Origin of the sequence: Haloarcula hispanica ATCC 33960, from assembly GCF_000223905.1 — an archaeon.
In the GTDB taxonomy this organism is placed as follows: domain Archaea; phylum Halobacteriota; class Halobacteria; order Halobacteriales; family Haloarculaceae; genus Haloarcula; species Haloarcula hispanica.
The window spans coordinates 2,061,263-2,082,230 of sequence record NC_015948.1 but is presented as its reverse complement, the minus strand read 5'-3'; the positions used below and the strand labels follow the sequence as shown (position 1 = coordinate 2,082,230).

Sequence of the window (20,968 nt, the reverse complement as noted above, 5' to 3'; positions counted from 1 at the left end):
AAGCCTTCCGTTTTCCGGGGAAAACCATGGGAAGTGAGGGCAATCGCCGCCCCGTCTGAGAGCCGTATCGTGTGATGACTTCACGGGGCATGGCCTTTCGGAAGCGGCAATCCAGTGAACGGTCCCATCGGTCCCGAACCGGCATGACGGACCATGTGAACGCGACGCATCGCGAACGCGAAACGGGGCCTTTTTAAGCCCGGGAAGGGGAGATATCGGCACAGTCTAGTGGCGCGACGTGGAAGCGTCACGGCATGACGACCAGCGTACTCGTGCCGTCTTCCCTCGCACGGGAAGCCGAAGACAGACGCGAGGCAACTCGCAAGCTCGGTTACGTGGCCCGCGCGGCCGCGGTCTACCGGGTTGATCGGCTGACAGTGTACCCCGACCCTGACGGGGCGGGCAAGTGGGAAGACGGGTTCGTCGAAACCGTGCTGCGGTACGCCGCGACGCCCCCGCACCTCCGAAAGGAGATGTGGGGTAAGCGGGACGAACTGGAGTACGTCGGCGTCCTGCCGCCGCTCCGCGTGCGTTCACAGACCGGCTCCGGATCTGAGGGTTCGGGGTCGTTAAGACAGGGAATCGTGACCGAGGTCGGAGCTGATGGGCGCGTCCGGGTCAATTGCGGCATGCAACACCCGATCTCTCTTCCCGTCCCAGCGGATATGGACGTGGAACAGGGGGAGCGCGTGACCGTCAGGGTCTCTTCGCGACGGCCGGTCCGGGCGAAACTCGTCGACGCCCCCACAACGGGATTCGACGTTGTCGCCGCGGACCTCGATGCGGCACTCTCGCGCGACGATGCCGGGCTCACTATCGCGTCCTCGCGATACGGCGAGCCGGTAACGTCGACCCGTCTCGGCCAGTTGGCCGAGCGGCGCGACGCCGAGGGCGGCATGACCGTCGCCTTCGGGGCACCCGAGCGCGGGTTACCGTCGATACTCGACGTTGCCCCGGACGCCGTCGGGGGAGACCAGACGAGCGACGAACCAGAAGGGTTCGACCTCTGGCTGAATACGGTTCCGAACCAGGGCAGTGAGGTCGTGCGAACGGAAGAAGCTCTGTTCGCCTCCCTCACCTGTCTAACCCTCACGGAGTAAACGAATGCCACAACCAAGCAGACCACGCAAAGGCTCGCTGGGCTTCGGCCCGCGCAAGCGCTCGACGAGCGAGACGCCTCGCTTCAACAGCTGGCCGTCTGACGACGGGCAGCCGGGCGTCCAAGGGTTCGCCGGCTACAAGGCAGGCATGACACACGTCGTGCTCGTCAACGACGAACCCAACTCCCCCCGCGAGGGGATGGAGGAGACTGTCCCGGTGACAGTCATCGAGACGCCGCCGATGCGCGCCGTCGCCCTGCGAGCGTACGAAGACACGCCGTACGGTCAGCGTCCGCTGACGGAAGTCTGGACCGACGAGTTCCACTCGGAGCTCGACCGGACCCTGGACGTTCCGGAGGACCACGACCCGGACGCTGCTGAGGAACAGATACGCGACGCACACGAGGCCGGTGACCTCGGGGACCTGCGACTCATTACGCACACCGTCCCCGACGCCGTCCCGAGCGTCCCGAAGAAAAAGCCCGACGTGATGGAGACTCGCGTCGGCGGTGGGTCCGTTTCGGACCGCCTCGACCACGCCCTTGACATTGTCGAGGACGGTGGCGAACACGCCATGAACGACATCTTCCGCGCCGGCGAGTACGCCGACGTGGCCGGTGTCACGAAAGGCAAAGGGACGCAGGGTCCCGTCAAGCGGTGGGGCGTCCAGAAACGGAAAGGCAAGCACGCCCGCCAGGGATGGCGCCGACGGATCGGCAACCTCGGTCCGTGGAACCCGTCCCGCGTGCGCTCGACGGTCCCCCAGCAGGGGCAGACCGGCTACCATCAGCGCACCGAGCTCAACAAGCGCCTCATCGACATCGGCGAGGGCGACGAGCCCACCGTCGATGGCGGCTTCGTCAACTACGGCGAAGTCGATGGGCCGTACACGCTCGTGAAGGGCTCCGTGCCCGGTCCGGACAAGCGCCTGGTGCGCTTCCGGCCCGCGGTGCGTCCGAACGACCAGCCGCGCCTCGACCCCGAGGTGCGCTACGTCTCCAACGAATCGAACCAGGGATAACCTATGCAGGCAACAATCTACGACCTGGACGGCAACACAGACGGCGAGGTCGACCTGCCGGACGTCTTCGAGACGCCGGTTCGGTCCGACCTCATCGGCAAAGCTGTACGTGCCGCACAGGCCAACCGAAAGCAGGACTACGGGTCCGACGAGTACGCCGGCCTCCGAACGCCGGCCGAGTCCTTCGGTAGCGGCCGCGGCCAGGCACACGTCCCGAAGCAGGACGGCCGTGCCCGCCGCGTCCCGCAGGCGGTCAAGGGGCGAAGCGCCCACCCGCCGAAAGCCGAGAAGGACCGCTCGCTCGACCTCAACGACAAGGAACGGCAGCTGGCCGTTCGCTCGGCGCTGGCCGCGACGGCCGACGCCGACCTCGTCGCCGACCGCGGCCACGAGTTCGACCGTGACGAAGTGCCCGTCGTCGTCTCCGACGACTTCGAGGACCTCGTCAAGACGCAGGAAGTCGTCTCGCTGCTGGAGGCGCTCGACGTCGACGCCGACATCGACCGCGCCGACGAGACGAAGATCAAGGCTGGACAGGGTTCGGCCCGTGGACGGAAGTACCGTCGTCCCGCCTCGATCCTCTTCGTGACCAGCGACGAGCCGTCGACGGCCGCCCGCAACCTCGCGGGGGCCGACGTGGCGACCGCCAGCGAGGTCAACACGGAAGACCTCGCGCCCGGCGGCGCGCCCGGTCGACTCACCGTCTTCACGGAATCCGCACTCGCGGAGGTGGCCGAGCGATGAGCTGGGATGTCATCAAACACCCACACGTCACCGAGAAGGCCATGAACGACATGGACTTCCAGAACAAGCTCCAGTTCGCCGTCGACGACCGCGCCTCCAAGGGCGAAGTCGCCGACGCCGTCGAGGAGCAGTACGACGTGACAGTCGAACAGGTCAACACGCAGAACACGATGGACGGCGAAAAGAAGGCCGTCGTTCGCCTCTCTGAGGACGACGACGCCCAGGAAGTCGCCTCCAGAATTGGGGTGTTCTAACGATGGGACGACGAATCCAAGGACAACGGCGCGGCCGCGGGACCTCCACGTTCCGTGCTCCGTCGCACCGTTACAAGGCTGATCTGGAGCACCGCAAGGTCGAGGACGGCGACGTCATCGCCGGCACGGTCGTCGACATTGAGCACGACCCTGCCCGCTCGGCTCCGGTCGCTGCCGTCGAGTTCGAAGACGGCGACCGACGACTTATTCTCGCGCCGGAAGGCGTCGGGGTAGGCGACGAGCTACAGGTCGGCGTCAGCGCCGAGATCGCACCCGGGAACACGCTCCCGCTGGCCGAGATCCCAGAGGGGGTCCCGGTGTGCAACGTCGAATCCAGCCCCGGTGACGGTGGGAAGTTCGCCCGCGCGTCGGGTGTCAACGCCCAACTGCTCACCCACGACCGCAACGTCGCGGTCGTCAAGCTCCCCTCCGGGGAGATGAAGCGGCTTGACCCGCAGTGTCGTGCCACCATCGGCGTCGTCGCCGGTGGCGGCCGAACTGACAAGCCGTTCGTGAAGGCTGGCAACAAGCATCACAAGATGAAAGCGCGAGGGACGAAGTGGCCCAACGTCCGCGGTGTGGCGATGAACGCCGTCGACCACCCGTTCGGTGGCGGCGGCCGCCAGCACCCCGGCAAGCCCAAGTCCATCTCGCGGAACGCCCCGCCTGGCCGTAAGGTCGGGGACATCGCCTCGAAGCGAACAGGTCGAGGTGGCAACGAATGAGCTCAGAATATCAAATCGGCCACGAAGGAGAGTTCTCCTTCCGCGGCCACACGCTCGACGAGCTGCAGGAGATGGAGCTCGAGGAAGTCGCGGAACTGCTCCCCGCTCGACAGCGGCGAAGTATCGTACGCGGCCTGACCGAGGAGAAACACAAGCTCCTCGAGAAGGCCCGCGAGGCCGGCGAAGAGGAGACAGCCAACGACCCGATCCGGACGCACCTGCGCGACATGCCGGTGGTCCCGGAGATGGTCGGGCTGACCTTCGCCGTCCACGACGGCCAGAACTTCGAGCGTGTCAAAGTCGAGCCCGAGATGCTCGGCCACTACCTCGGTGAGTTCCAGCTCACCCGGAGTAGTGTCGAACACGGTCAGGCCGGTATCGGAGCGACACGCTCCTCGAAGTTCGTACCGCTCAAATAATCATGGGAATCAGTTACTCAGTCGAAGCCGACCCGGACACGACGGCCAAAGCGATGCTCCGGGAGCGGCAGATGAGCTTCAAGCACAGCAAGGCCATCGCCCGCGAGATCAAGGGCAAAACGGCCGGCGAGGCTGTCGACTACCTCGAGGCGGTTATCGAGGGCGACCAGCCCGTTCCGTTCAAACAGCACAACTCGGGCGTCGGCCACAAAAGCAAGGTCGACGGCTGGGACGCCGGACGCTACCCGGAGAAGGCCAGCAAGGCCTTCCTCGACCTGCTCGAGAACGCGGTCGGCAACGCCGACCACCAGGGCTTCGACGGTGAGGCCATGACGATCACGCACGTCGCCGCCCACAAGGTCGGCGAGCAGCAGGGTCGCAAGCCCCGCGCGATGGGGCGTGCCTCGGCGTGGAACAGCCCGCAGGTCGACGTCGAACTCATCCTCGAAGAGCCGGAGGTCGAAGACTAATGGCCGACGAACAACAGTTCATCGAGGACGGACTTCAGCGGACCCAGATAGACGAGTTCTTCGCAGAAGAACTCGGTCGCGCTGGCTACGGCGGCATGGACGTCGCCAAGACGCCGATGGGAACCCAGATCGTGCTCAAAGCCGAGAAGCCAGGGATGGTCATCGGCAAGGGCGGGAAGAACATCCGGAAGATCACGACGGAACTCGAGGACCGATTCAACCTCGACGACCCGCAAGTCGACGTGCAGGAAGTCGACGAGCCGGACCTCAACGCCCGCATCGTCGCGGACCGACTGGCCAACGCACTCGAGCGTGGCTGGTACTTCCGCAAAGCGGGCCACACCACCATCGACCGCATCATGGAGTCGGGCGCACTCGGTGCAGAGATCGTCCTCTCCGGGAAGGTCACCGGTGCACGCTCGCGCGTGGAGAAGTTCAACCGCGGCTACGTCAAGCACAACGGCGAGCCCGCGGAGGAGATCGTCGACAGCGGTGTCGGCGTCGCCGTGATGAAGCTCGGTACCATCGGGGTCCGAGTCAAGATCATCCCGCCGGACGCGGAGCTCCCCGACGACTTCGAGATCTACGAGGATGTCGACGTCGAGGACTACGTGGCCGACACCGACGGCGAGTCGGTCGAGGAACTCCTCGAAGGCGAGCCCGAAGACAGCGAGACGGCCGAGGAACTCGAGGAAGACGTGGCCGCCGGGGCCGACGACGCCGAAGCTGACGAGGAGTTCGTCGACGAGGAGATCGTCGAGGAAGACGTCGAAGTCCCGACTGACGACGACGTCGAGGACGTCGACGTCGACGAACTCGAAGACGCTGTCGACGAGGAACTCGACGAGGACGTCGAGGCGGAAGCCGAAGAGCTGATGGACGAAATGGACGACGAGGAGGCTGACGACGAATGACCGTCCTGCACGTCCAGGAGATTCGGGACATGACGCCCGCCGAACGCGAGGCGGAACTCGACGACCTGAAGACCGAACTGCTGAACGCCCGGGCCGTGCAGGCCGCGGGTGGTGCGCCGGAGAACCCCGGCCGCATCAAGGAGCTGCGGAAGGCCATCGCCCGCATCAAGACGATTCAGGGCGAAGAAGGCGACCTGCAGGAGAACGAATAATGCCACTGACACCCGAGACGCTCCCACGACACGAACTCGTCGGCCTCGACTGCGAGGTCGTCGCGGCGTCCAACCCGGCCGCCGTCGGTATCCGCGGAACTGTCGTCATGGAGACGACACAGATGCTGACAATCGAGGGGGCCGACCGGGTGTGGCACGTGCCGAAGGACAGCGCGACCTTTTCGTTCGCCATCGACGGACAGCGAGTCCGGGTCGACGGCGACCGACTCGTCGCGCGTCCCGCTCGTCGCACAGAGAACACAGGAGATTCACTATGGCGCTAGGACTGAACGTACAGGAACCGGAGGAGACCTGTGCCGATCAGAACTGCCCGTTCCACGGAGAGCTCTCCGTGCGCGGACAGACACTGAACGGCGAGGTAGCCTCCACTGACATGGAGAAGACCGTTGTCGTCGAGCGCGAGTACGACGTGAAGGTGCCGAAATACGACCGCTTCATGAAGCGGCGGAGCCGCGTTCCGGCTCACGCACCCGATTGTCTCGACCTCGCGGTCGGTGACACGGTCACGATAGCAGAGTGTCGACCGCTCTCGAAAACGAAAAGCCACGTCGTCGTTAGCGCGGGCTCGGACGAGGCCGCGAACGACGAACAGGACGGTGATGCCTGATGGAAGCACTCGGTGCTGACGTCACGCAAGGCCTCGAGAAGGGCTCGCTCATTACGTGTGCGGACAACACGGGAGCGCGCGAACTCAAGGTCATTTCCGTCCACGGCTACTCGGGAACGAAGAACCGCCACCCCAAAGCTGGGCTGGGCGACAAGATCACGGTCTCGGTCACCAAGGGGACGCCCGAAATGCGTCGTCAGGTGCTCGAAGCCGTCGTCGTCCGCCAGCGAAAGCCGATCCGTCGACCCGACGGCACCCGCGTCAAGTTCGAAGACAACGCGGCTGTCATCGTCGACGAGAACGAGGACCCGCGAGGGACCGAGCTGAAAGGCCCCATCGCACGGGAAGTCGCACAGCGATTCGGCAGTGTGGCATCAGCAGCGACGATGATCGTATAGAACCATGAGCAAGCAACCAGACAAACAACGCAAGAGTCAACGACGTGCCCCGCTTCACGAGCGGCACAAGCAGGTCCGGGCGACGCTCAGCGCCGACCTCCGCGAGGAGTACGGCCAGCGCAACGTCCGCGTCAACGCTGGTGACACCGTCGAGGTGCTCCGCGGCGACTTCGCCGGCGAGGAAGGCGAAGTCCTTGAGGTCAATCTCGACAAGGCCGTCATCCACGTCGAAGACGTCACGCTCGAGAAGACGGACGGCGAGGAAGTCCCGCGACCGCTTGACACCTCGAACGTCCGCGTGACGGACCTGGACCTCGAAGACGAGAAGCGCGAGGCGCGTCTCGAATCGGAGGATGATTCCGCATGAGTAACCACCAGAAGCGACTCTCGGTGCCCAACAGTTGGCCCGTAGAGCGCAAGACCGCGACGTTTACGGTGAAAGCCGGCGCTGGCCCGCACGGTGAGGACGGGGTTCCCCTACTCATCGTTCTTCGGGACGTGCTCGGCTACGCCGACAACCGCAAAGAAGCCCGCTACGCTCTCAACGAGGACAACGTCCTCATCAACGGGAAGGCCATCTCCGACGAGGAACGCCCCGTCGGGATGTTCGACATCCTGGCCTTCACCGAGCGCGAGGAGTACTACCGCGTGTTCCCCGGCGAGGGTGGTCGGCTGGCGCTGACCGCAATCGACCCGGACGCGGCCGAGTCCAAGCTCGGTAAAATCGTCACCAAGACCCACGTCTCCGGTGGCGACGTTCAGCTGGGCCTCCACGACGGTGAGACGCTCGTCGTCGAGGACGCCCAGACCTACGACGCTGGCGACTCCATCGTCGTCGGCAACGAGGACGGTGAAATCGTCGCCCACTTCGAGTACGAAGAGGGCGCGCTCGTCACCGCCGTCGACGGCGCCCACGCGGGCGAAGTCGGCGAAATCGAGGAGATTCAGGTGACGCCGGGTTCGGCACAGAACAACGTGATAGTCTCGCAGGATGGCGACGAAGGCTTCGAGACGGTCGAAGAGTACGTCGTCGTCATCGACGAGAACTTCACAGGTGATGACGAATGAGCTCCGAGAGTGAGTCCGGCGGCGACTTCCACGAGATGCGCGAACCGCGTATCGAGAAGGTCGTCGTTCACATGGGTATCGGCCACGGTGGCCGTGACCTCGCCAACGCAGAGGACATCCTCGGGGAAATCACCGGGCAGACGCCGGTACGAACGAAGGCCAAGCGGACTGTCGGCGAGTTCGACATCCGCGAGGGCGACCCCATCGGTGCGAAGGTCACCCTCCGCGACGAGATGGCCGAGGAGTTCCTCCAGACGGCGCTGCCGCTGGCCGAACTGGCGACGAGCCAGTTCGACGACACCGGCAACTTCAGCTTCGGCGTCGAGGAACACACCGAGTTCCCGAGCCAGGAGTACGACCCGAGCATCGGAATCTACGGGCTGGACGTGACGGTTAACCTCGTCCGTCCCGGCTACCGCGTCGCCAAGCGCGACAAGGCGTCGCGCTCGATTCCGACCAAGCATCGACTCAACCCGGCCGACGCAGTCGCGTTTATCGAGTCGACCTACGACGTGGAGGTGAGCGAATGAGCGAAAGTGAAACCACAGACGAGCCCGATTCCGAGACGGCATCCAGTGAGCGAACTGGCCAGCTCGAGTCCTGTCAGCGCTGCGGTCGCGAACAGGGACTCGTCGGCAAGTACGACATCTGGCTGTGCCGCCAGTGCTTCCGCGAGATTTCGCGAGGCATGGGCTTCAGGAAGTACAGCTAACAATGACAGGGAACGACCCATTTGCCAACGCACTGTCGGCGCTTAACAACGCCGAAAGCGTCGGGCACCTAGAGCAGACAGTATCGCCCGCTTCGAACGAGATCGGCAGCGTCCTCGAGGTCTTCTACGACCGCGGGTACATCGACGGATTCAGTTTCGTCGACGACGGCAAAGCCGGCGAGTTCGAAGTCGAACTGAAAGGAGCCATCAACGAGTGTGGCCCGGTCAAGCCCCGCTACTCTGCGGGCGCAGACGAGTTCGAGAAATGGGAGAAGCGGTTCCTCCCGGCCCGTGACTACGGGACCCTCGTCGTGACGACCAGCCACGGCATCATGAGCCACTACGAGGCTCGTGAGCAGGGCGTCGGTGGCCAAGTCATCGCGTACGTATACTAACAATGCCACGAGTAGAACTGGAGATTCCGGAGGACGTGGACGCCGAGCAGGACCACCTTGACATCACCGTCGAGGGGGACAACGGCAGCGTCACGCGTCGGCTCTGGTACCCTGACATCGACGTGTCCGTCGACGGCGACACGGTCGTCATCGAATCCGATGAGGACAACGCCAAGACGATGTCGACGATCGGTACCTTCCAGAGCCACATCGAGAATATGTTCCACGGCGTGACCGAGGGCTGGGAGTACGGTATGGAGGTCTTTTACTCTCACTTCCCGATGCAGGTCGACGTCGAGGGTGACGAAGTCGTCATCGAGAACTTCCTGGGCGAGAAGGCCCCCCGCCGCACGACGATCCACGGCGACACGGACGTCGAAATCGACGGCGAGGAGCTGACCATCAGCGGTCCCGACATCGAAGCTGTCGGCCAGACCGCCGCGGACATCGAGCAGCTCACGCGCATCAACGACAAGGACGTGCGCGTGTTCCAGGACGGGGTGTACATCACCCGCAAACCGAACCGAGGTGACGCCTGATGGCGGATAACGAAGAAGACGTCGAAGCAGAGGAAGAGTACACCGAACTGACTGACATCAGCGGCGTCGGCCCGTCCAAGGCGGAGTCGCTCCGCGAGGCCGGCTTCGAATCGGTCGAAGACGTTCGCGGTGCCGACCAGTCCGCGCTCGCCGATGTCAGCGGTATCGGGAACGCGCTGGCGGCCCGAATCAAGGCCGACGTCGGCGGACTCGAAGTCGAGTCCGAGACCGAAGCCGAAGTCGAAGAGGAAGGCGGCGAGGAAGCGCCCGACGAGGACGTGGAGACGGAACTCCAGGCCCGCGGGCTCACCGACAAGACGCCGGACCTCTCCGACGAGGACGCGCGGCTCCTGACCCAGCGACACCGGGTCGGCAAGCCGCAGTTCAACCGCCAGGACCACCACAAGAAAAAGCGCGTCTCGACCTCGTGGCGCAAGCCCCGCGGCCAGCTCTCGAAGCAGCGCCGCGGCATCAAGGGCAAGGGCGACACGGTCGAGGCGGGCTTCCGCTCGCCGACCGCGGTTCGCGGCAAGCACCCCTCGGGCTTCGAGGAGGTCCGCGTGCACAACGTGGACGACCTCGAAGGCGTCGACGGGGACACGGAAGCCGTCCGTATTGCCTCGAAGGTCGGCGCTCGCAAGCGCGAGCGAATCGAAGAGGAAGCCGAGGACGCGGGCATCCGCGTGCTCAACCCCACCTACGTCGAAGTCGAGGTGAGTGAGTGATGACAGACCTCTCCGCACAGAAGCGACTCGCGTCGGACGTCCTCGACGTCGGGAAGAACCGCGTCTGGTTCGACCCCGAGCGACAGGGCGATATCGCCGATGCGATTACCCGCGAGGACGTTCGCGAACTGGTCGATGAGGGCGCCATTCAGGCGAAAGACAAGAAAGGCAACTCCCGCGGACGCGCCCGGGAGCGCCAGAAGAAGCGTGCGTACGGCCACCAGAAGGGAGCCGGTTCCCGGAAGGGCAAGGCAGGCGCACGGCAGAACTCCAAGGAGGACTGGGAGTCACGCATCCGCGCACAGCGGACGAAGCTGCGCGAACTGCGTGACGAGGGAACGCTTTCGAGTTCGCAGTACCGCGACCTGTACGACAAGGCCGGCGGTGGCGAGTTCGACAGCGTTGCCGATCTCGAACGTTACATCGACGCAAACCACGGTGACGCATAATGGCGACAGGACCACGATACAAAGTACCGATGCGGCGACGCCGCGAGGCCAGAACCGATTACCATCAGCGGTTGCGCCTGTTGAAATCCGGTAAGCCACGTCTCGTTGCTCGAAAGAGCAATAAACACGTCAGGGCGCAGCTGGTGACGCTTGGCCCCAACGGCGACGACACTCTCGCGTCCGCTCACTCGAGCGACCTCGCCGAGTACGGCTGGGAGGCCCCGACGGGCAACATGCCCTCGGCCTACCTCACCGGTCTGCTCGCCGGGCTTCGCGCGCAGGAAGCGGGCATCGAGGAGGCAGTGCTCGACATCGGACTCAACAGCCCGACCCCCGGAAGCAAAGTATTCGCAATACAGGAAGGCGCAATCGACGCCGGCCTGGACATTCCACACAACGACGACGTACTCGCCGACTGGCAGCGCACGCGCGGTGCCCACATCGCCGAGTACGACGAGCAGCTCGAGGAGCCGCTGTACAGCGGCGACTTCGACGCTGCAGACCTCCCGGAGCACTTCGACGAGCTCCGAGAGACCCTACTGGACGGTGACATCGAACTATGAGTGCTAACAACGGATGGGAGCCACGGACACGCCTCGGCAAGCAGGTCGTCGAGGGCGAAATCGACTCCATGCAGGAGGCGCTGAACTCCGGACTCCCGCTGAAAGAATCGGAAGTCGTCGACCAGCTCGTTCCCGACCTGGAAGACGAAGTGCTGGACATCAACATGGTCCAGCGGATGACAGACTCCGGCCGCCGCGTGAAGTTCCGCTGCGTGGTCGCCGTTGGCAACCGCGACGGCCTCATCGGCTACGCCGAAGGGCGTGACGACCAGGTCGGCGGTGCCATCCAGAAAGCCATCGACATCGCGAAGCTGAACATCATCGACGTCTCCCGCGGCTGCGGGTCCTGGGAGTGTGGCTGTGGCCGTCCGCACACGGTCGCGCTGCGCACCGAGGGCAAGGCCGGGAGCGTCGAAGTCGAGCTGCAGCCGGCCCCGCGCGGGCTGGGCCTCGCGGGCGGAGAGACCGTCCGCAAGGTGCTCGAACTCGCCGGTATCGAGGACATCTGGACACGCAGTAGCGGGAACACGCGCACCACGGTCAACTTCGCAAAGGCGACGTTCAACGCCCTGCAGAACACGGCCGAGGCACGCGTCCCCGAACGAACCTTCGAGAAGCGAGAGGTGATCGAGTGATGCACGCGCTCGTCCAGCTCCGTGGCGAAGTCAACATGCACAGCGACATCCAGGACACTCTGGAGATGCTCAACATCCACCATGTGAACCACTGCACGCTCGTCCCCGAGACGGACGCCTACCGCGGCATGGTGACGAAGGTCAACGACTTCGTCGCCTTCGGTGAGCCGAGCCAGGAGACGCTGGAGACAGTCCTGGCGACGCGCGCCGAGCCGCTCGAGGGCGACGCCGACGTGGACGACGAGTGGGTCGCCGAGAACACGGACTATGACGACATCTCCGGGCTCGCGTTCGCGCTCCTCTCCGAGGAGACGACGCTACGCGAGCAGGGACTGTCCCCGACACTCCGTCTGCACCCGCCCCGCGGCGGTCACGACGGCGTCAAACACCCCGTCAAGGAGGGCGGGCAGCTCGGGAAACACGACACCGAGGGTATCGACGACCTCCTGGAGGCGATGCGATAATGACGAGCAAAAAGAAACGACAGCGCGGCTCGCGCACGCACGGCGGCGGCTCGCACAAGAACCGACGTGGTGCCGGCCACCGCGGTGGTCGCGGTGCCGCAGGCCGTGACAAGCACGAATTCCACAACCACGAACCGCTCGGCAAGAGCGGCTTCAAGCGCCCGCAGAAGGTGCAGGAAGAGGCCGCCACTATCGACGTTCGCGAGATCGACGAGAACGTGACGCTGCTGGCCGCCGACGACGTCGCCGAAGTCGAAGACGGTGGCTTCCGCGTCGATGTCCGTGATGTGGTCGAAGACGCCGACGACGCCGATTACGTGAAGGTACTCGGTGCCGGCCAGGTTCGCCACGAACTCACGCTCATCGCCGACGACTTCTCCGAGGGCGCTCGCGAGAAAGTCGAAGCCGCAGGCGGGAGCGTCGAACTGACCGACCTCGGCCAGGAGCGCCAGGCCGAGGCCGAGACAGACGAAGACGCGGACGCGGACGAGGAATAACGAACGATGAGCTGGAAGGACACCGCCGAACCACTGCTTGTCCGGATGCCCGCAGTCCAGCGGCCGGACGGACACGTTCCGTTCAAGCGCAAGCTCACCTGGACAGGAGGCGTGCTCCTGCTGTATTTCTTCCTGACGAACGTGAAGCTGTTCGGGCTGGACATCGACGCCAGTCAACAGGTGTTCGGGCGCTTCTCCTCGATTCTGGCCTCTGGCCAGGGGAGCATCATGCAGCTGGGTATCGGTCCGATCGTTACGGCGTCCATCGTGTTACAGCTCCTCGGTGGGGCGGACCTGCTCGGGCTGAACACCCAAGACGACCCGCGAGACCAGATCCTCTATCAGGGGCTCCAGAAGCTGCTGGTACTCGTGATGATCTGTCTTACCGGGCTCCCGATGGTGTTTGCCGGCGGCTTCCTCCCGGCTGACACGGCGGTCGCGAACTCACTGGGTATCGGTACGGCCGGTGTCCAGTGGCTCATCTTCGCCCAGATGTTCGTCGGCGGTGTCCTCATCCTGTTCATGGACGAGGTCATCTCCAAATGGGGCGTCGGCTCCGGTATCGGCCTGTTCATTGTCGCCGGCGTGAGCCAGCGACTCATCGGTGGCATCCTGACGACGCCGTTTATCGGCAACAACGAAGGGATAATCTACACCTGGTACCTGTTCATCACCGGCGAGCGCGGCACCGGGCCAGTGCTGGCTGCTGATGGCCTCCAGACCGTGTTGCTGCAGGGCGAACTGCTGGGACTGTTCACGACGGTCCTCATCTTCGCAGTGGTCGTCTATGCCGAATCGGTCCGCGTGGAGATCCCGCTGTCGAACGCCCGCGTGAAAGGAGCCCGTGGCCGCTTCCCGGTCAAGCTCATCTACGCGAGCGTCCTGCCGATGATCCTCGTCCGGGCACTGCAGGCGAACATCCAGTTCCTGGGCCGTATCCTGAACGCCCAGCTGGGTTCGATGCCAGCGTTCCTTGGCACGTACGCCAACGGCCAGCCGACCGGCGGCCTGTTCTACTTCCTCGCCCCCATTCAGAGCCGTGGCGACTGGATGTGGTGGCTGGAAGGGACTGCTCAGCCGGTCTGGCAGATCCTGACCCGCGTTGGAATCGACCTGTTCGTCATGCTGGTCGGCGGCGCAGTCTTCGCCGTGTTCTGGGTCGAAACCACCGACATGGGCCCGGAAGCAACGGCCAAGCAGATCCACAACTCCGGGATGCAGATCCCCGGCTTCCGACAGAACGTCGGCGTCATCGAAAAGGTCCTCGAGCGGTATATCCCGCAAGTGACTGTCATCGGCGGCGCCTTGGTTGGGTTGCTCGCCGTGATGGCCAACATGCTGGGTACCATCGGCGGCGTCTCCGGTACCGGGCTGCTACTGACGGTCTCCATTACGTACAAGCTGTACGAGGAGATCGCCGAAGAGCAACTCATGGAGATGCATCCGATGATGCGCCAGATGTTTGGATAGAACTGCTGAATGTCTATACTTCTTTATTTTATCAAGTGCTGGTAAGCCGCTGTTTTGTCTCCAATTTCCTCACTACGGGGTTATCGGCATGATCCATGTCGCCACTGTCCGAATTTGAGGGCAATCCCTTCTTCACGACGCCCGGACTGAGCCGTATTGGATCGTGAGCAAACTACTTGTAGGCCGCTGTGGGTTCGCGATTGGGGCAGGTGCCAGGGTCGGTCTAAACTCGCTTAGCTCCAGCAGGGTGATCTCCTAGATGTTGTACAGCCCCCTTGGAGGTGTCTAACAGGCGAGTGATCGAAGATAGAACTGCGTACGGGAAGCTGTCGCTCGTGGGGTGTAAACTGGGTGTCATGGGTCATCGCGGCCCATTTATCACCCACCGAATGGGGGTTGGTCGTGGCGTTGGTAGCTAAGATCTTGAGGAGCGGTACGTACTCTGTGCCACGAAACTCGCCTCGCAGACTGAAATAACTTTGTCGGTGAGATCGCCGAACCGATTCCTGCGGCAGGTATCATGGCGTCCGTATCGACGAGGTAGGCCAGGAGACGTCCCAATCCATCGTCCCCGTACTGCCGTGTGCGCCCTTTCTCCGGACGTATCCGGGAGAGGCATCGCCATCGTCCACTTCGTACTACTCGCGGTATGACATGAATCTGATGTTTGAATACTGGGAAGGAGACCTGAAATTGAATCGTCTGGTCTCAAATTATGCCGACAAAGCGTCGATACTGGCGGAAATCTGCATGTCAAAATTTCAATCACGCCGCTGTCCTGCGTTCAACAGTACAAAATGACGGAATCTCTGTGGAGCCTCTCCCGGAGAATACCCGACTGGCCCACAGAAGATGACGAAATTGAACAAAAGGGGGCCAATATCAAGAAGAGGTCCAACGACAACGAGAGCGTATTTCAAAGAGGAGGAACGAGGGGTCATAAAATACTCTTTGGTAGCAGTCCGCATGAGGATACTGATACTCCAAATCGTGGTTGAGTCACCAGTTGCTCGGAAACATCTCACAGCAGTGATTGATGTAGCACTTCCATTGAGCGTTCCGAGACATCAAAAGATGGGTGTGACAACCGTTCTATGGCACCTTATCGGAGTTAAATCTCTCTTCGACACACCCCTCGTTCGGAGTTAAATCTCGACAGCGTGTCATGGAATACGTCTCACACCCTCTACCTGACGATTATACACCCTTCAATTCGAACTTAGTCCCGTGGTTTCGCTATTCGCCGGTTCTGTTCAAGCTAGAGACCGTGAATTATGCCTGTTGAGATCTATTGTATGACAGGCTCCTCGAACCAACTTCCCTGGTTTCCTAAGGTCTCGATGACTAACCTTGGATTATGACGAAGTACGATGCTATCGATCCAACCGAACTCGACCAGCACACGCTGAGAGAGGTAAAGCGACTCGTCGAGTCATACTCGGTCGTTAGCTCAGATGAGACATACCATGAGCTCGACAGCTATCGACAAGGCAAAACGGATGCATACACCAACATCGCTGCAGTCTTGTCGGACTGGATCGATGAACTCGATGAATCCTGACGACCAATTCTATACTATCGCCCCGTGAGTAGACGATATAAACGCTGACGAGATCCGAGACTGGAGCAAACGATACGACGACGGGTATCCACAAGAGGACTAGGCTATCGAAGTGACTCTTCACGAACGTCTCACGGAGCAACAGTTCATCACCCAAGATCAACTGGCAATGGTCTAGGTTGTCATAGAACTCTTGTCATAGTGTTTATTTTCACTATCTCATAGCCGAATCATCCGGCAGATTGTACCTGCGAATTGATCGTTGTGATTTCTACCAGCTCGGAGAGAAGTCCTGATGGCGTGCGAGTCCAACGCGCACATTTTGCATTCCAGTAATCGTAGTTCTATCTACAATCTCCAGAAATAGAATGGATTCCTATATCTGCCCGGATTTACTTTGTATACGATGGCTTCTTTCAATATTGCAATCATGAGGACTAAAATTAGCGCTAAATCACTGAGGTCAATACCGAAAAAGAGTTGACCAACAATCACAATTGTTTGATATAATCCGGGGAAATAAATACCAATTAATGTTGTTACGATGTATGATGTCGGAACGAAAATCAGTCCGACTTCTGTCCCACGCCTAAGCAAGTCGTTTCTATAGTTGATTGAACGTACGTATTTACCCCGAGGTCTCAACGGCCGGCACAGCCTGATCTCGTGAAATAATCTCGTTGCTTCGGGAAACTCGCTTGAGTTTGTCGTAGGGATTGCGTCCCTGCTGGCGCCACGTCGCCAGCAGGGACAGCACCGTCTCATGAATGAACATCCCGCGGTCATTGCGGAGTGTTCCGATAAGTTTCCGGAGAACCACCGGCTCACGGAGCGCGTTTTCCGCGGCATTGTTCGCCGGAGAGACCGCTGGCTCACCGACGAAGGTGAGCCAGTGGTCGAGGCCACCTTCGACCTTTCTGATGAGTGTTGCCAATGGTCCATCGGGAACTGACCGCTCAATCAACGATTCAAGCACTCTCCGTGCAACACGCTGGAGCTCTGCTCGCTCACGAATGGTCAAGTCGCTCTCCAGCCGCGTCTGGAGAGCGACGTACAACTGCTTGAGAGAGTCGTAGATCGGTTTGCCTTCAGGTTGCATCTCAGCGGCATCTTCAGCCTCTCGCAGAATATGAGCCCAACACCGCTGGAGATTGTCGCTGAAGGGTGGATAGGCCGTCCACCCATCGCAGATGATCGTTCCCGCGAAGTCCTCGCCGAGGACTTCTGCGGGAACATCACTTCCGCGACTTTTTCTAACCGCGTAGAGCGTATGATTCTCGGTGGTGAACGTCCAGATCCATGCTTGCTCACCATTCCGCTTGATGCCTGTTTCATCGATGTGAACAACGTCAGCCTGCTGGATCTGGCGGCGGATCTGCTCATATTCACAGCGACCGGCGCGCGCAGCGCTCTCGGTCGCGTGCCAAGTGGCTGCGCCTGATAACTCCAGTCCGTGCAACTGCTCGAAACGGTCTGCAATCTTCCGGTAGGGCAGGCGGTAATCGTACCTCGACAGTGCTGATTGGGCAATAACGTTCACCCCGAACTGCCCCTCACTGGGGCAGTCGGGGTGGGGTGTGTAGCAACTGTCTCGGTTCCACAGGAGTCGCACTGGTAGCAGTGGCGGTTGTACTGTGTGATTTCTGGTGGTTGCGGGTCCGGTATCTCCTCGACGAGTCGGGGGCTGACGCCCACCGACTCGTCGAAGTGTTGGCCACACTCTGGACAGCAGTCACAGGTGACCTCAACTTGTTCGTCCGGATCAGCTGTAGAGCGCCACTCCGGGTCGTGACCGTCTTTTCGTCCGGGAGTACCGCCGTCAGTTCTGACATCGTCGTCTTTGTCATCTTGCGAGGTCGGGGACTCGTCAGTCCCCGACCGTTGCTTACTCGGCGGGGTATGTGGATTCTCGTATTTGCGAAGCCGTGTTTCGAGTTCCTCAATCCGTTCCTGCTGCTCTTCGATTCGTTCGTCCTCCTGCTCAAGCTTCTTCTCCAGCTCGTCGGTTCGCTTTTCCATCTGGAGAAACCGCGAGAGAAGTTCGTCTTTGCTGAGGTCATCCCAATCCACTATGATCACCTCAGCGCTACCTCAGCAGGGCCACCGGGATGGTCTCCGAGCGGAGACCATCCCTGGAGAAACTCAATTAGCCCTTGCTGAGGATACATATCCGCTTGATTGGTCGCTTACTACGAGACAGTGGCGAAATTCGTCGGGACTAACACGCACTATAATCCTTTGGACGGGGTAGCAAATCTACGATAGCGACGGAAGTGTTCGTCCAGTGAACCGATTCAATACGCGATTTTTTCAGCACAATTCTACTGACCACGAACCACTCCCGTTACTGGATTTATTTCCGTGTTAGCCCAGGAGAATACCGCCGACGGGGAAGAAAACGAATCCGAATCACGCTTTCGCTTCGACGATGTCTTCCCGGATCTTGTAGAGTTTGTCTTTATCAATTGCTAAAATGACCATAGTGTAGAATAATATCCCGAGGAGTATCAACGATATGAGTTTGAGGTACGAGTCCCCACCAACGCCCTGTGTTTTAACTGCATAGACGCCCGCTACCATTAAAGTGGTTGCCAGCATCTGGGTGCCCATCGTTCGAACGATTGAAGAAATCCTGATTCCCGTTATTTTATAAACAATGAATAAATGGACTGGGAGACTGATCAACGCATTGAATCCGATGACAAGCGGGACGACGAGCAGTTCGTCGATCCAGAACGCTAGTATTGACAGCATAGAAATATATTTTGTCGCCGTGAAAATGGCAGCCAGCCGAAACATAATGTCAGGATTGTCAGACGCCTGGTAGAGGCTACCGAAGTTCGCAACGATAGAACGGACGGCGGCAAGTACACAGAGCGCTCTCATTAGCGGGATTATCGGTGTCCAATCGGAACCGAGCACCAGCGAGACAAATTCTGGGGCGATGACAAATATGCCCCCCGCAATCGGGAACGTGAGTACCGTCGTATAGTCAACGACTTTCCGAAATCCCTGGCGGAGTTCTTCGGGGCGATTCTGGAGTTTTGAGTAGGTAGGTAATGCAACTGAAGAGACGACGTGAGACACCTCTGTCACCGGGAGATTGGCGATCCGATAGGCCATCTGATAATACCCAAGTGCTCCAATGGTAAACATTCGGCCTACGATAATGTCATCAGCCTGGGTGTTGACAAGATTGACGGCCGAGTCGGCTAATATCCATTTCCCGAAATCGAATAGTTCACGTAGTTTCTCCATATCGAGGTTCAGAGATGGATTGTAGGGATGAACCAGATGGCTGAGAACCATCCTAACGACGTTTCCAGCAATGTATCCGTACACGAGTGCCCAAACGTTCCCTAGTGTCACGGCAAGGATGACGGCCAGGGAAAAATCGACGAACGATCCCCCGGTGTTGTAGAGTACGAACCGTTTGTACTCGAGATCCTTCTTGAAATAGACGACGCCAATATTGGTCAATCCCGTGAGAAGGACCGAGACGCCCAGTACGACAGTGACTATCTCGGCTCTCGGTTCTTCGAAGAAGGTAGCAACGAATGGAGCAATCACGAGAACGATGAGGAAAAGCGCGACGCCACGGAGGAGCCGGACTGTCCATGCAGTATCGAGATACGGTTCGATATCCTCCTGCCGCTGAATAAGAGCTTGGTGAAATCCGAAGTTCGATATTCGCTGGAGCGATCCAGTGACCAATAGTGCGATACCAACGATGCCGAAGTCTCGTGGCGTGAGGAAGTTGGCGAGTACTACGAGTTTGACTACGGACAGTCCTCGTTCACCGTAATTGAGGACGCTCACCCAGAAAGTACTCTGGAAGATCTTCGATTTCAGTTCTGAATCAGAGTCACTGTTCTCCATAGATAGACGACAGCGTTCGGCTGTTGGTCCCGACTGGGAAGATATAATAACTTCGTATCGAGGCTGTCACGGAACTCTTCTTACACCCTGATGATCGTGCTTCCCGCGACGTTTCCGCGTTCGTAGTTAATGATAGCGATAACGGGGTGAAGATACAGTTTTCTGAAATGACGTGTACACTAAGCCCGCGTATCGCTTAAATTGGTTGTGTGAGGACATAAAGAACTAACTCATACCCGTCTTAATGCCGGTTATATGATTAGAAACGCAATCCGATCAATCCGTACCCGTGGGGTTGCTGAAACAATACGTTGTGGACGACAGCAACTAACCCCGAATATTCAACGTAAATATAGAGGATATCAGGTTCGTGGTGGGCTACCGCTTTTGCTCAGTCACGAGCTGAGGGCACGGGTAGGCCCTCTGTTACCAACAGAAACCTCATTAGACCTCTCTTTGCGTGCTCTCCGTCGTCATCAGCAAACCGAAACAACCCTGGCCGACTATTTAACCACAGTCTACCGGTACTCGGGATTTGGATCATTTACGTCGATCCGACCGATGCAAATCCCCGCTGAACTCCGAGAGTTGTCGGAAATCGTAGCACGGCGAGATCCGGAGACAGTCGTTGAGATCGGGACGGCACGTGGAGGTAGTTTTTACATCTGGTGTCGGCATCTCAATGCTCAAGTTGTCAGCATCGACCTGCCCGAAAATGACCCACGCAGTATCGGTCCTGGTCCGCATTTTTTCCATGAAATGGATCCAGACACGGACACGGCATTTATTCGCGGAGACTCACACTCTGAATCCACAAAACAAGAACTCATAGAGATTCTTAGTGGACAAGATATTGATTTCTTATTTATCGACGGCGATCATAGTTACGAGGGAGTCAAAACCGATTTCGAGCTGTATCGAGACCTGATGGCTGAGGACGGGATAATTGCACTCCACGATATTTCATCAGAGTGGCTAGATGTACAGGGATTTTGGGACGAAATCAAAGACGACTATCAGACTCAAGAAATCGTGATTCCATCAACGGAGAAGTCATCACGGAATAAATTAGGTATCGGTATTGTTAGGTTTTGATTTGCGAAAAGCGCCTGGTTAAGATATATAA

28 protein-coding genes and 1 pseudogene are annotated in these 20,968 nt (G+C 60.2%); 27 read left to right on the top strand and 2 right to left on the bottom strand.

Annotated features, from left to right (window positions below; translation table 11 throughout):
* The first annotated feature begins 254 nt into the window (after nucleotides 1-254).
* The 26 genes from HAH_RS10450 to HAH_RS10325 all read left to right on the top strand — a co-directional run bounded on the left by HAH_RS10450 (nucleotide 255) and on the right by HAH_RS10325 (nucleotide 15,963).
* Nucleotides 255-1,100, top strand: coding sequence for a putative RNA uridine N3 methyltransferase (locus tag HAH_RS10450; RefSeq protein ID WP_004957426.1), 846 nt, complete (start codon nucleotides 255-257; stop codon nucleotides 1,098-1,100).
* Between the two features lie 4 nt (nucleotides 1,101-1,104).
* The gene (gene rpl3p, locus HAH_RS10445; protein WP_004957423.1) at nucleotides 1,105-2,121 is read left to right on the top strand and encodes a 50S ribosomal protein L3; all 1,017 of its coding nucleotides are present in this window, start codon (nucleotides 1,105-1,107) and stop codon (nucleotides 2,119-2,121) included.
* A gap of 3 nt (nucleotides 2,122-2,124) precedes the next feature.
* The gene (gene rpl4p / locus HAH_RS10440; protein WP_014040876.1) at nucleotides 2,125-2,865 is read left to right on the top strand and encodes a 50S ribosomal protein L4; all 741 of its coding nucleotides are present in this window, start codon (nucleotides 2,125-2,127) and stop codon (nucleotides 2,863-2,865) included.
* On the top strand, nucleotides 2,862-3,119 hold the full coding sequence (locus tag HAH_RS10435; RefSeq protein ID WP_004591553.1) for a 50S ribosomal protein L23: 258 nt from the start codon (nucleotides 2,862-2,864) through the stop codon (nucleotides 3,117-3,119). Before rpl4p ends, HAH_RS10435 begins: the two co-directional genes overlap by 4 nt.
* A gap of 2 nt (nucleotides 3,120-3,121) precedes the next feature.
* Nucleotides 3,122-3,844, top strand: a complete 723-nt coding sequence (locus HAH_RS10430; RefSeq protein WP_004957415.1) for a 50S ribosomal protein L2 — start codon at nucleotides 3,122-3,124, stop codon at nucleotides 3,842-3,844.
* Complete coding sequence (locus tag HAH_RS10425; RefSeq protein ID WP_004516967.1) at nucleotides 3,841-4,263, top strand: 30S ribosomal protein S19; 423 nt, start codon at nucleotides 3,841-3,843, stop codon at nucleotides 4,261-4,263. The genes HAH_RS10430 and HAH_RS10425 overlap by 4 nt, the downstream gene beginning before the upstream one ends.
* A gap of 2 nt (nucleotides 4,264-4,265) precedes the next feature.
* Nucleotides 4,266-4,733 carry a 50S ribosomal protein L22 gene (locus tag HAH_RS10420; protein WP_014040875.1) on the top strand — a complete coding sequence of 156 codons (468 nt, stop codon included), beginning with the start codon at nucleotides 4,266-4,268 and terminating at the stop codon, nucleotides 4,731-4,733.
* Complete coding sequence (locus HAH_RS10415) at nucleotides 4,733-5,647, top strand: 30S ribosomal protein S3 (RefSeq protein ID WP_014040874.1); 915 nt, start codon at nucleotides 4,733-4,735, stop codon at nucleotides 5,645-5,647. The genes HAH_RS10420 and HAH_RS10415 overlap by 1 nt, the downstream gene beginning before the upstream one ends.
* The gene (gene rpmC, locus HAH_RS10410; protein ID WP_004516964.1) at nucleotides 5,644-5,859 is read left to right on the top strand and encodes a 50S ribosomal protein L29; all 216 of its coding nucleotides are present in this window, start codon (nucleotides 5,644-5,646) and stop codon (nucleotides 5,857-5,859) included. Before HAH_RS10415 ends, rpmC begins: the two co-directional genes overlap by 4 nt.
* Complete coding sequence (locus HAH_RS10405; RefSeq protein ID WP_014040873.1) at nucleotides 5,859-6,143, top strand: ribonuclease P protein component 1; 285 nt, start codon at nucleotides 5,859-5,861, stop codon at nucleotides 6,141-6,143. Before rpmC ends, HAH_RS10405 begins: the two co-directional genes overlap by 1 nt.
* Nucleotides 6,134-6,487 carry a 30S ribosomal protein S17 gene (locus HAH_RS10400; protein WP_008312918.1) on the top strand — a complete coding sequence of 118 codons (354 nt, stop codon included), beginning with the start codon at nucleotides 6,134-6,136 and terminating at the stop codon, nucleotides 6,485-6,487. Before HAH_RS10405 ends, HAH_RS10400 begins: the two co-directional genes overlap by 10 nt.
* The gene (locus HAH_RS10395) at nucleotides 6,487-6,885 is read left to right on the top strand and encodes a 50S ribosomal protein L14 (protein ID WP_004516961.1); all 399 of its coding nucleotides are present in this window, start codon (nucleotides 6,487-6,489) and stop codon (nucleotides 6,883-6,885) included. The genes HAH_RS10400 and HAH_RS10395 overlap by 1 nt, the downstream gene beginning before the upstream one ends.
* Nucleotides 6,886-6,889: 4 nt before the next feature.
* Nucleotides 6,890-7,252 carry a 50S ribosomal protein L24 gene (gene rplX / locus HAH_RS10390; RefSeq protein ID WP_014040872.1) on the top strand — a complete coding sequence of 121 codons (363 nt, stop codon included), beginning with the start codon at nucleotides 6,890-6,892 and terminating at the stop codon, nucleotides 7,250-7,252.
* Complete coding sequence (locus tag HAH_RS10385; RefSeq protein ID WP_023843358.1) at nucleotides 7,249-7,953, top strand: 30S ribosomal protein S4e; 705 nt, start codon at nucleotides 7,249-7,251, stop codon at nucleotides 7,951-7,953. The genes rplX and HAH_RS10385 overlap by 4 nt, the downstream gene beginning before the upstream one ends.
* Nucleotides 7,950-8,483 (top strand): 50S ribosomal protein L5, encoded by a 534-nt coding sequence (locus HAH_RS10380; RefSeq protein WP_004591562.1) that lies wholly within the window; start codon nucleotides 7,950-7,952, stop codon nucleotides 8,481-8,483. The genes HAH_RS10385 and HAH_RS10380 overlap by 4 nt, the downstream gene beginning before the upstream one ends.
* Nucleotides 8,480-8,665 (top strand): 30S ribosomal protein S14, encoded by a 186-nt coding sequence (locus HAH_RS10375; RefSeq protein ID WP_004591563.1) that lies wholly within the window; start codon nucleotides 8,480-8,482, stop codon nucleotides 8,663-8,665. Before HAH_RS10380 ends, HAH_RS10375 begins: the two co-directional genes overlap by 4 nt.
* A gap of 2 nt (nucleotides 8,666-8,667) precedes the next feature.
* On the top strand, nucleotides 8,668-9,060 hold the full coding sequence (locus HAH_RS10370) for a 30S ribosomal protein S8 (protein WP_004516956.1): 393 nt from the start codon (nucleotides 8,668-8,670) through the stop codon (nucleotides 9,058-9,060).
* Between the two features lie 2 nt (nucleotides 9,061-9,062).
* A complete protein-coding gene (locus HAH_RS10365; RefSeq protein WP_004591564.1) occupies nucleotides 9,063-9,599 on the top strand; it encodes a 50S ribosomal protein L6 in 537 nt (178 codons plus the stop codon).
* Nucleotides 9,599-10,324 (top strand): 50S ribosomal protein L32e, encoded by a 726-nt coding sequence (locus HAH_RS10360; RefSeq protein ID WP_008312922.1) that lies wholly within the window; start codon nucleotides 9,599-9,601, stop codon nucleotides 10,322-10,324. Before HAH_RS10365 ends, HAH_RS10360 begins: the two co-directional genes overlap by 1 nt.
* Nucleotides 10,324-10,773, top strand: a complete 450-nt coding sequence (locus tag HAH_RS10355) for a 50S ribosomal protein L19e (RefSeq protein ID WP_014040870.1) — start codon at nucleotides 10,324-10,326, stop codon at nucleotides 10,771-10,773. The genes HAH_RS10360 and HAH_RS10355 overlap by 1 nt, the downstream gene beginning before the upstream one ends.
* A complete protein-coding gene (locus HAH_RS10350) occupies nucleotides 10,773-11,336 on the top strand; it encodes a 50S ribosomal protein L18 (protein WP_023843357.1) in 564 nt (187 codons plus the stop codon). Before HAH_RS10355 ends, HAH_RS10350 begins: the two co-directional genes overlap by 1 nt.
* Nucleotides 11,333-11,971: a 30S ribosomal protein S5 gene (locus HAH_RS10345; protein WP_004957374.1), complete on the top strand. Its 639-nt coding sequence runs from the start codon at nucleotides 11,333-11,335 to the stop codon at nucleotides 11,969-11,971. Before HAH_RS10350 ends, HAH_RS10345 begins: the two co-directional genes overlap by 4 nt.
* Nucleotides 11,971-12,435 carry a 50S ribosomal protein L30 gene (gene rpmD / locus HAH_RS10340; protein WP_014040868.1) on the top strand — a complete coding sequence of 155 codons (465 nt, stop codon included), beginning with the start codon at nucleotides 11,971-11,973 and terminating at the stop codon, nucleotides 12,433-12,435. Before HAH_RS10345 ends, rpmD begins: the two co-directional genes overlap by 1 nt.
* Nucleotides 12,435-12,932 carry an uL15m family ribosomal protein gene (locus HAH_RS10335; RefSeq protein ID WP_008312927.1) on the top strand — a complete coding sequence of 166 codons (498 nt, stop codon included), beginning with the start codon at nucleotides 12,435-12,437 and terminating at the stop codon, nucleotides 12,930-12,932. The genes rpmD and HAH_RS10335 overlap by 1 nt, the downstream gene beginning before the upstream one ends.
* A 6-nt stretch (nucleotides 12,933-12,938) precedes the next feature.
* Nucleotides 12,939-14,402: a preprotein translocase subunit SecY gene (secY, locus tag HAH_RS10330; RefSeq protein WP_014040867.1), complete on the top strand. Its 1,464-nt coding sequence runs from the start codon at nucleotides 12,939-12,941 to the stop codon at nucleotides 14,400-14,402.
* 1,357 nt (nucleotides 14,403-15,759) lie between these two features.
* Nucleotides 15,760-15,963, top strand: a complete 204-nt coding sequence (locus HAH_RS10325; protein ID WP_014040866.1) for a hypothetical protein — start codon at nucleotides 15,760-15,762, stop codon at nucleotides 15,961-15,963.
* A gap of 628 nt (nucleotides 15,964-16,591) precedes the next feature.
* Here HAH_RS10325 and tnpC read toward each other — a convergent pair.
* Nucleotides 16,592-17,982, bottom strand: a pseudogene (gene tnpC, locus HAH_RS10320) (IS66 family transposase).
* 390 nt (nucleotides 17,983-18,372) lie between these two features.
* Nucleotides 18,373-19,842, bottom strand: coding sequence for a lipopolysaccharide biosynthesis protein (locus HAH_RS10315; protein ID WP_014040865.1), 1,470 nt, complete (start codon nucleotides 19,840-19,842; stop codon nucleotides 18,373-18,375).
* Nucleotides 19,843-20,403: 561 nt separating this feature from the next.
* Between HAH_RS10315 and HAH_RS19700 the strand changes: the two genes are divergently transcribed.
* The gene (locus HAH_RS19700) at nucleotides 20,404-20,937 is read left to right on the top strand and encodes a class I SAM-dependent methyltransferase (RefSeq protein ID WP_014040864.1); all 534 of its coding nucleotides are present in this window, start codon (nucleotides 20,404-20,406) and stop codon (nucleotides 20,935-20,937) included.
* Nucleotides 20,938-20,968 lie beyond the last annotated feature (31 nt).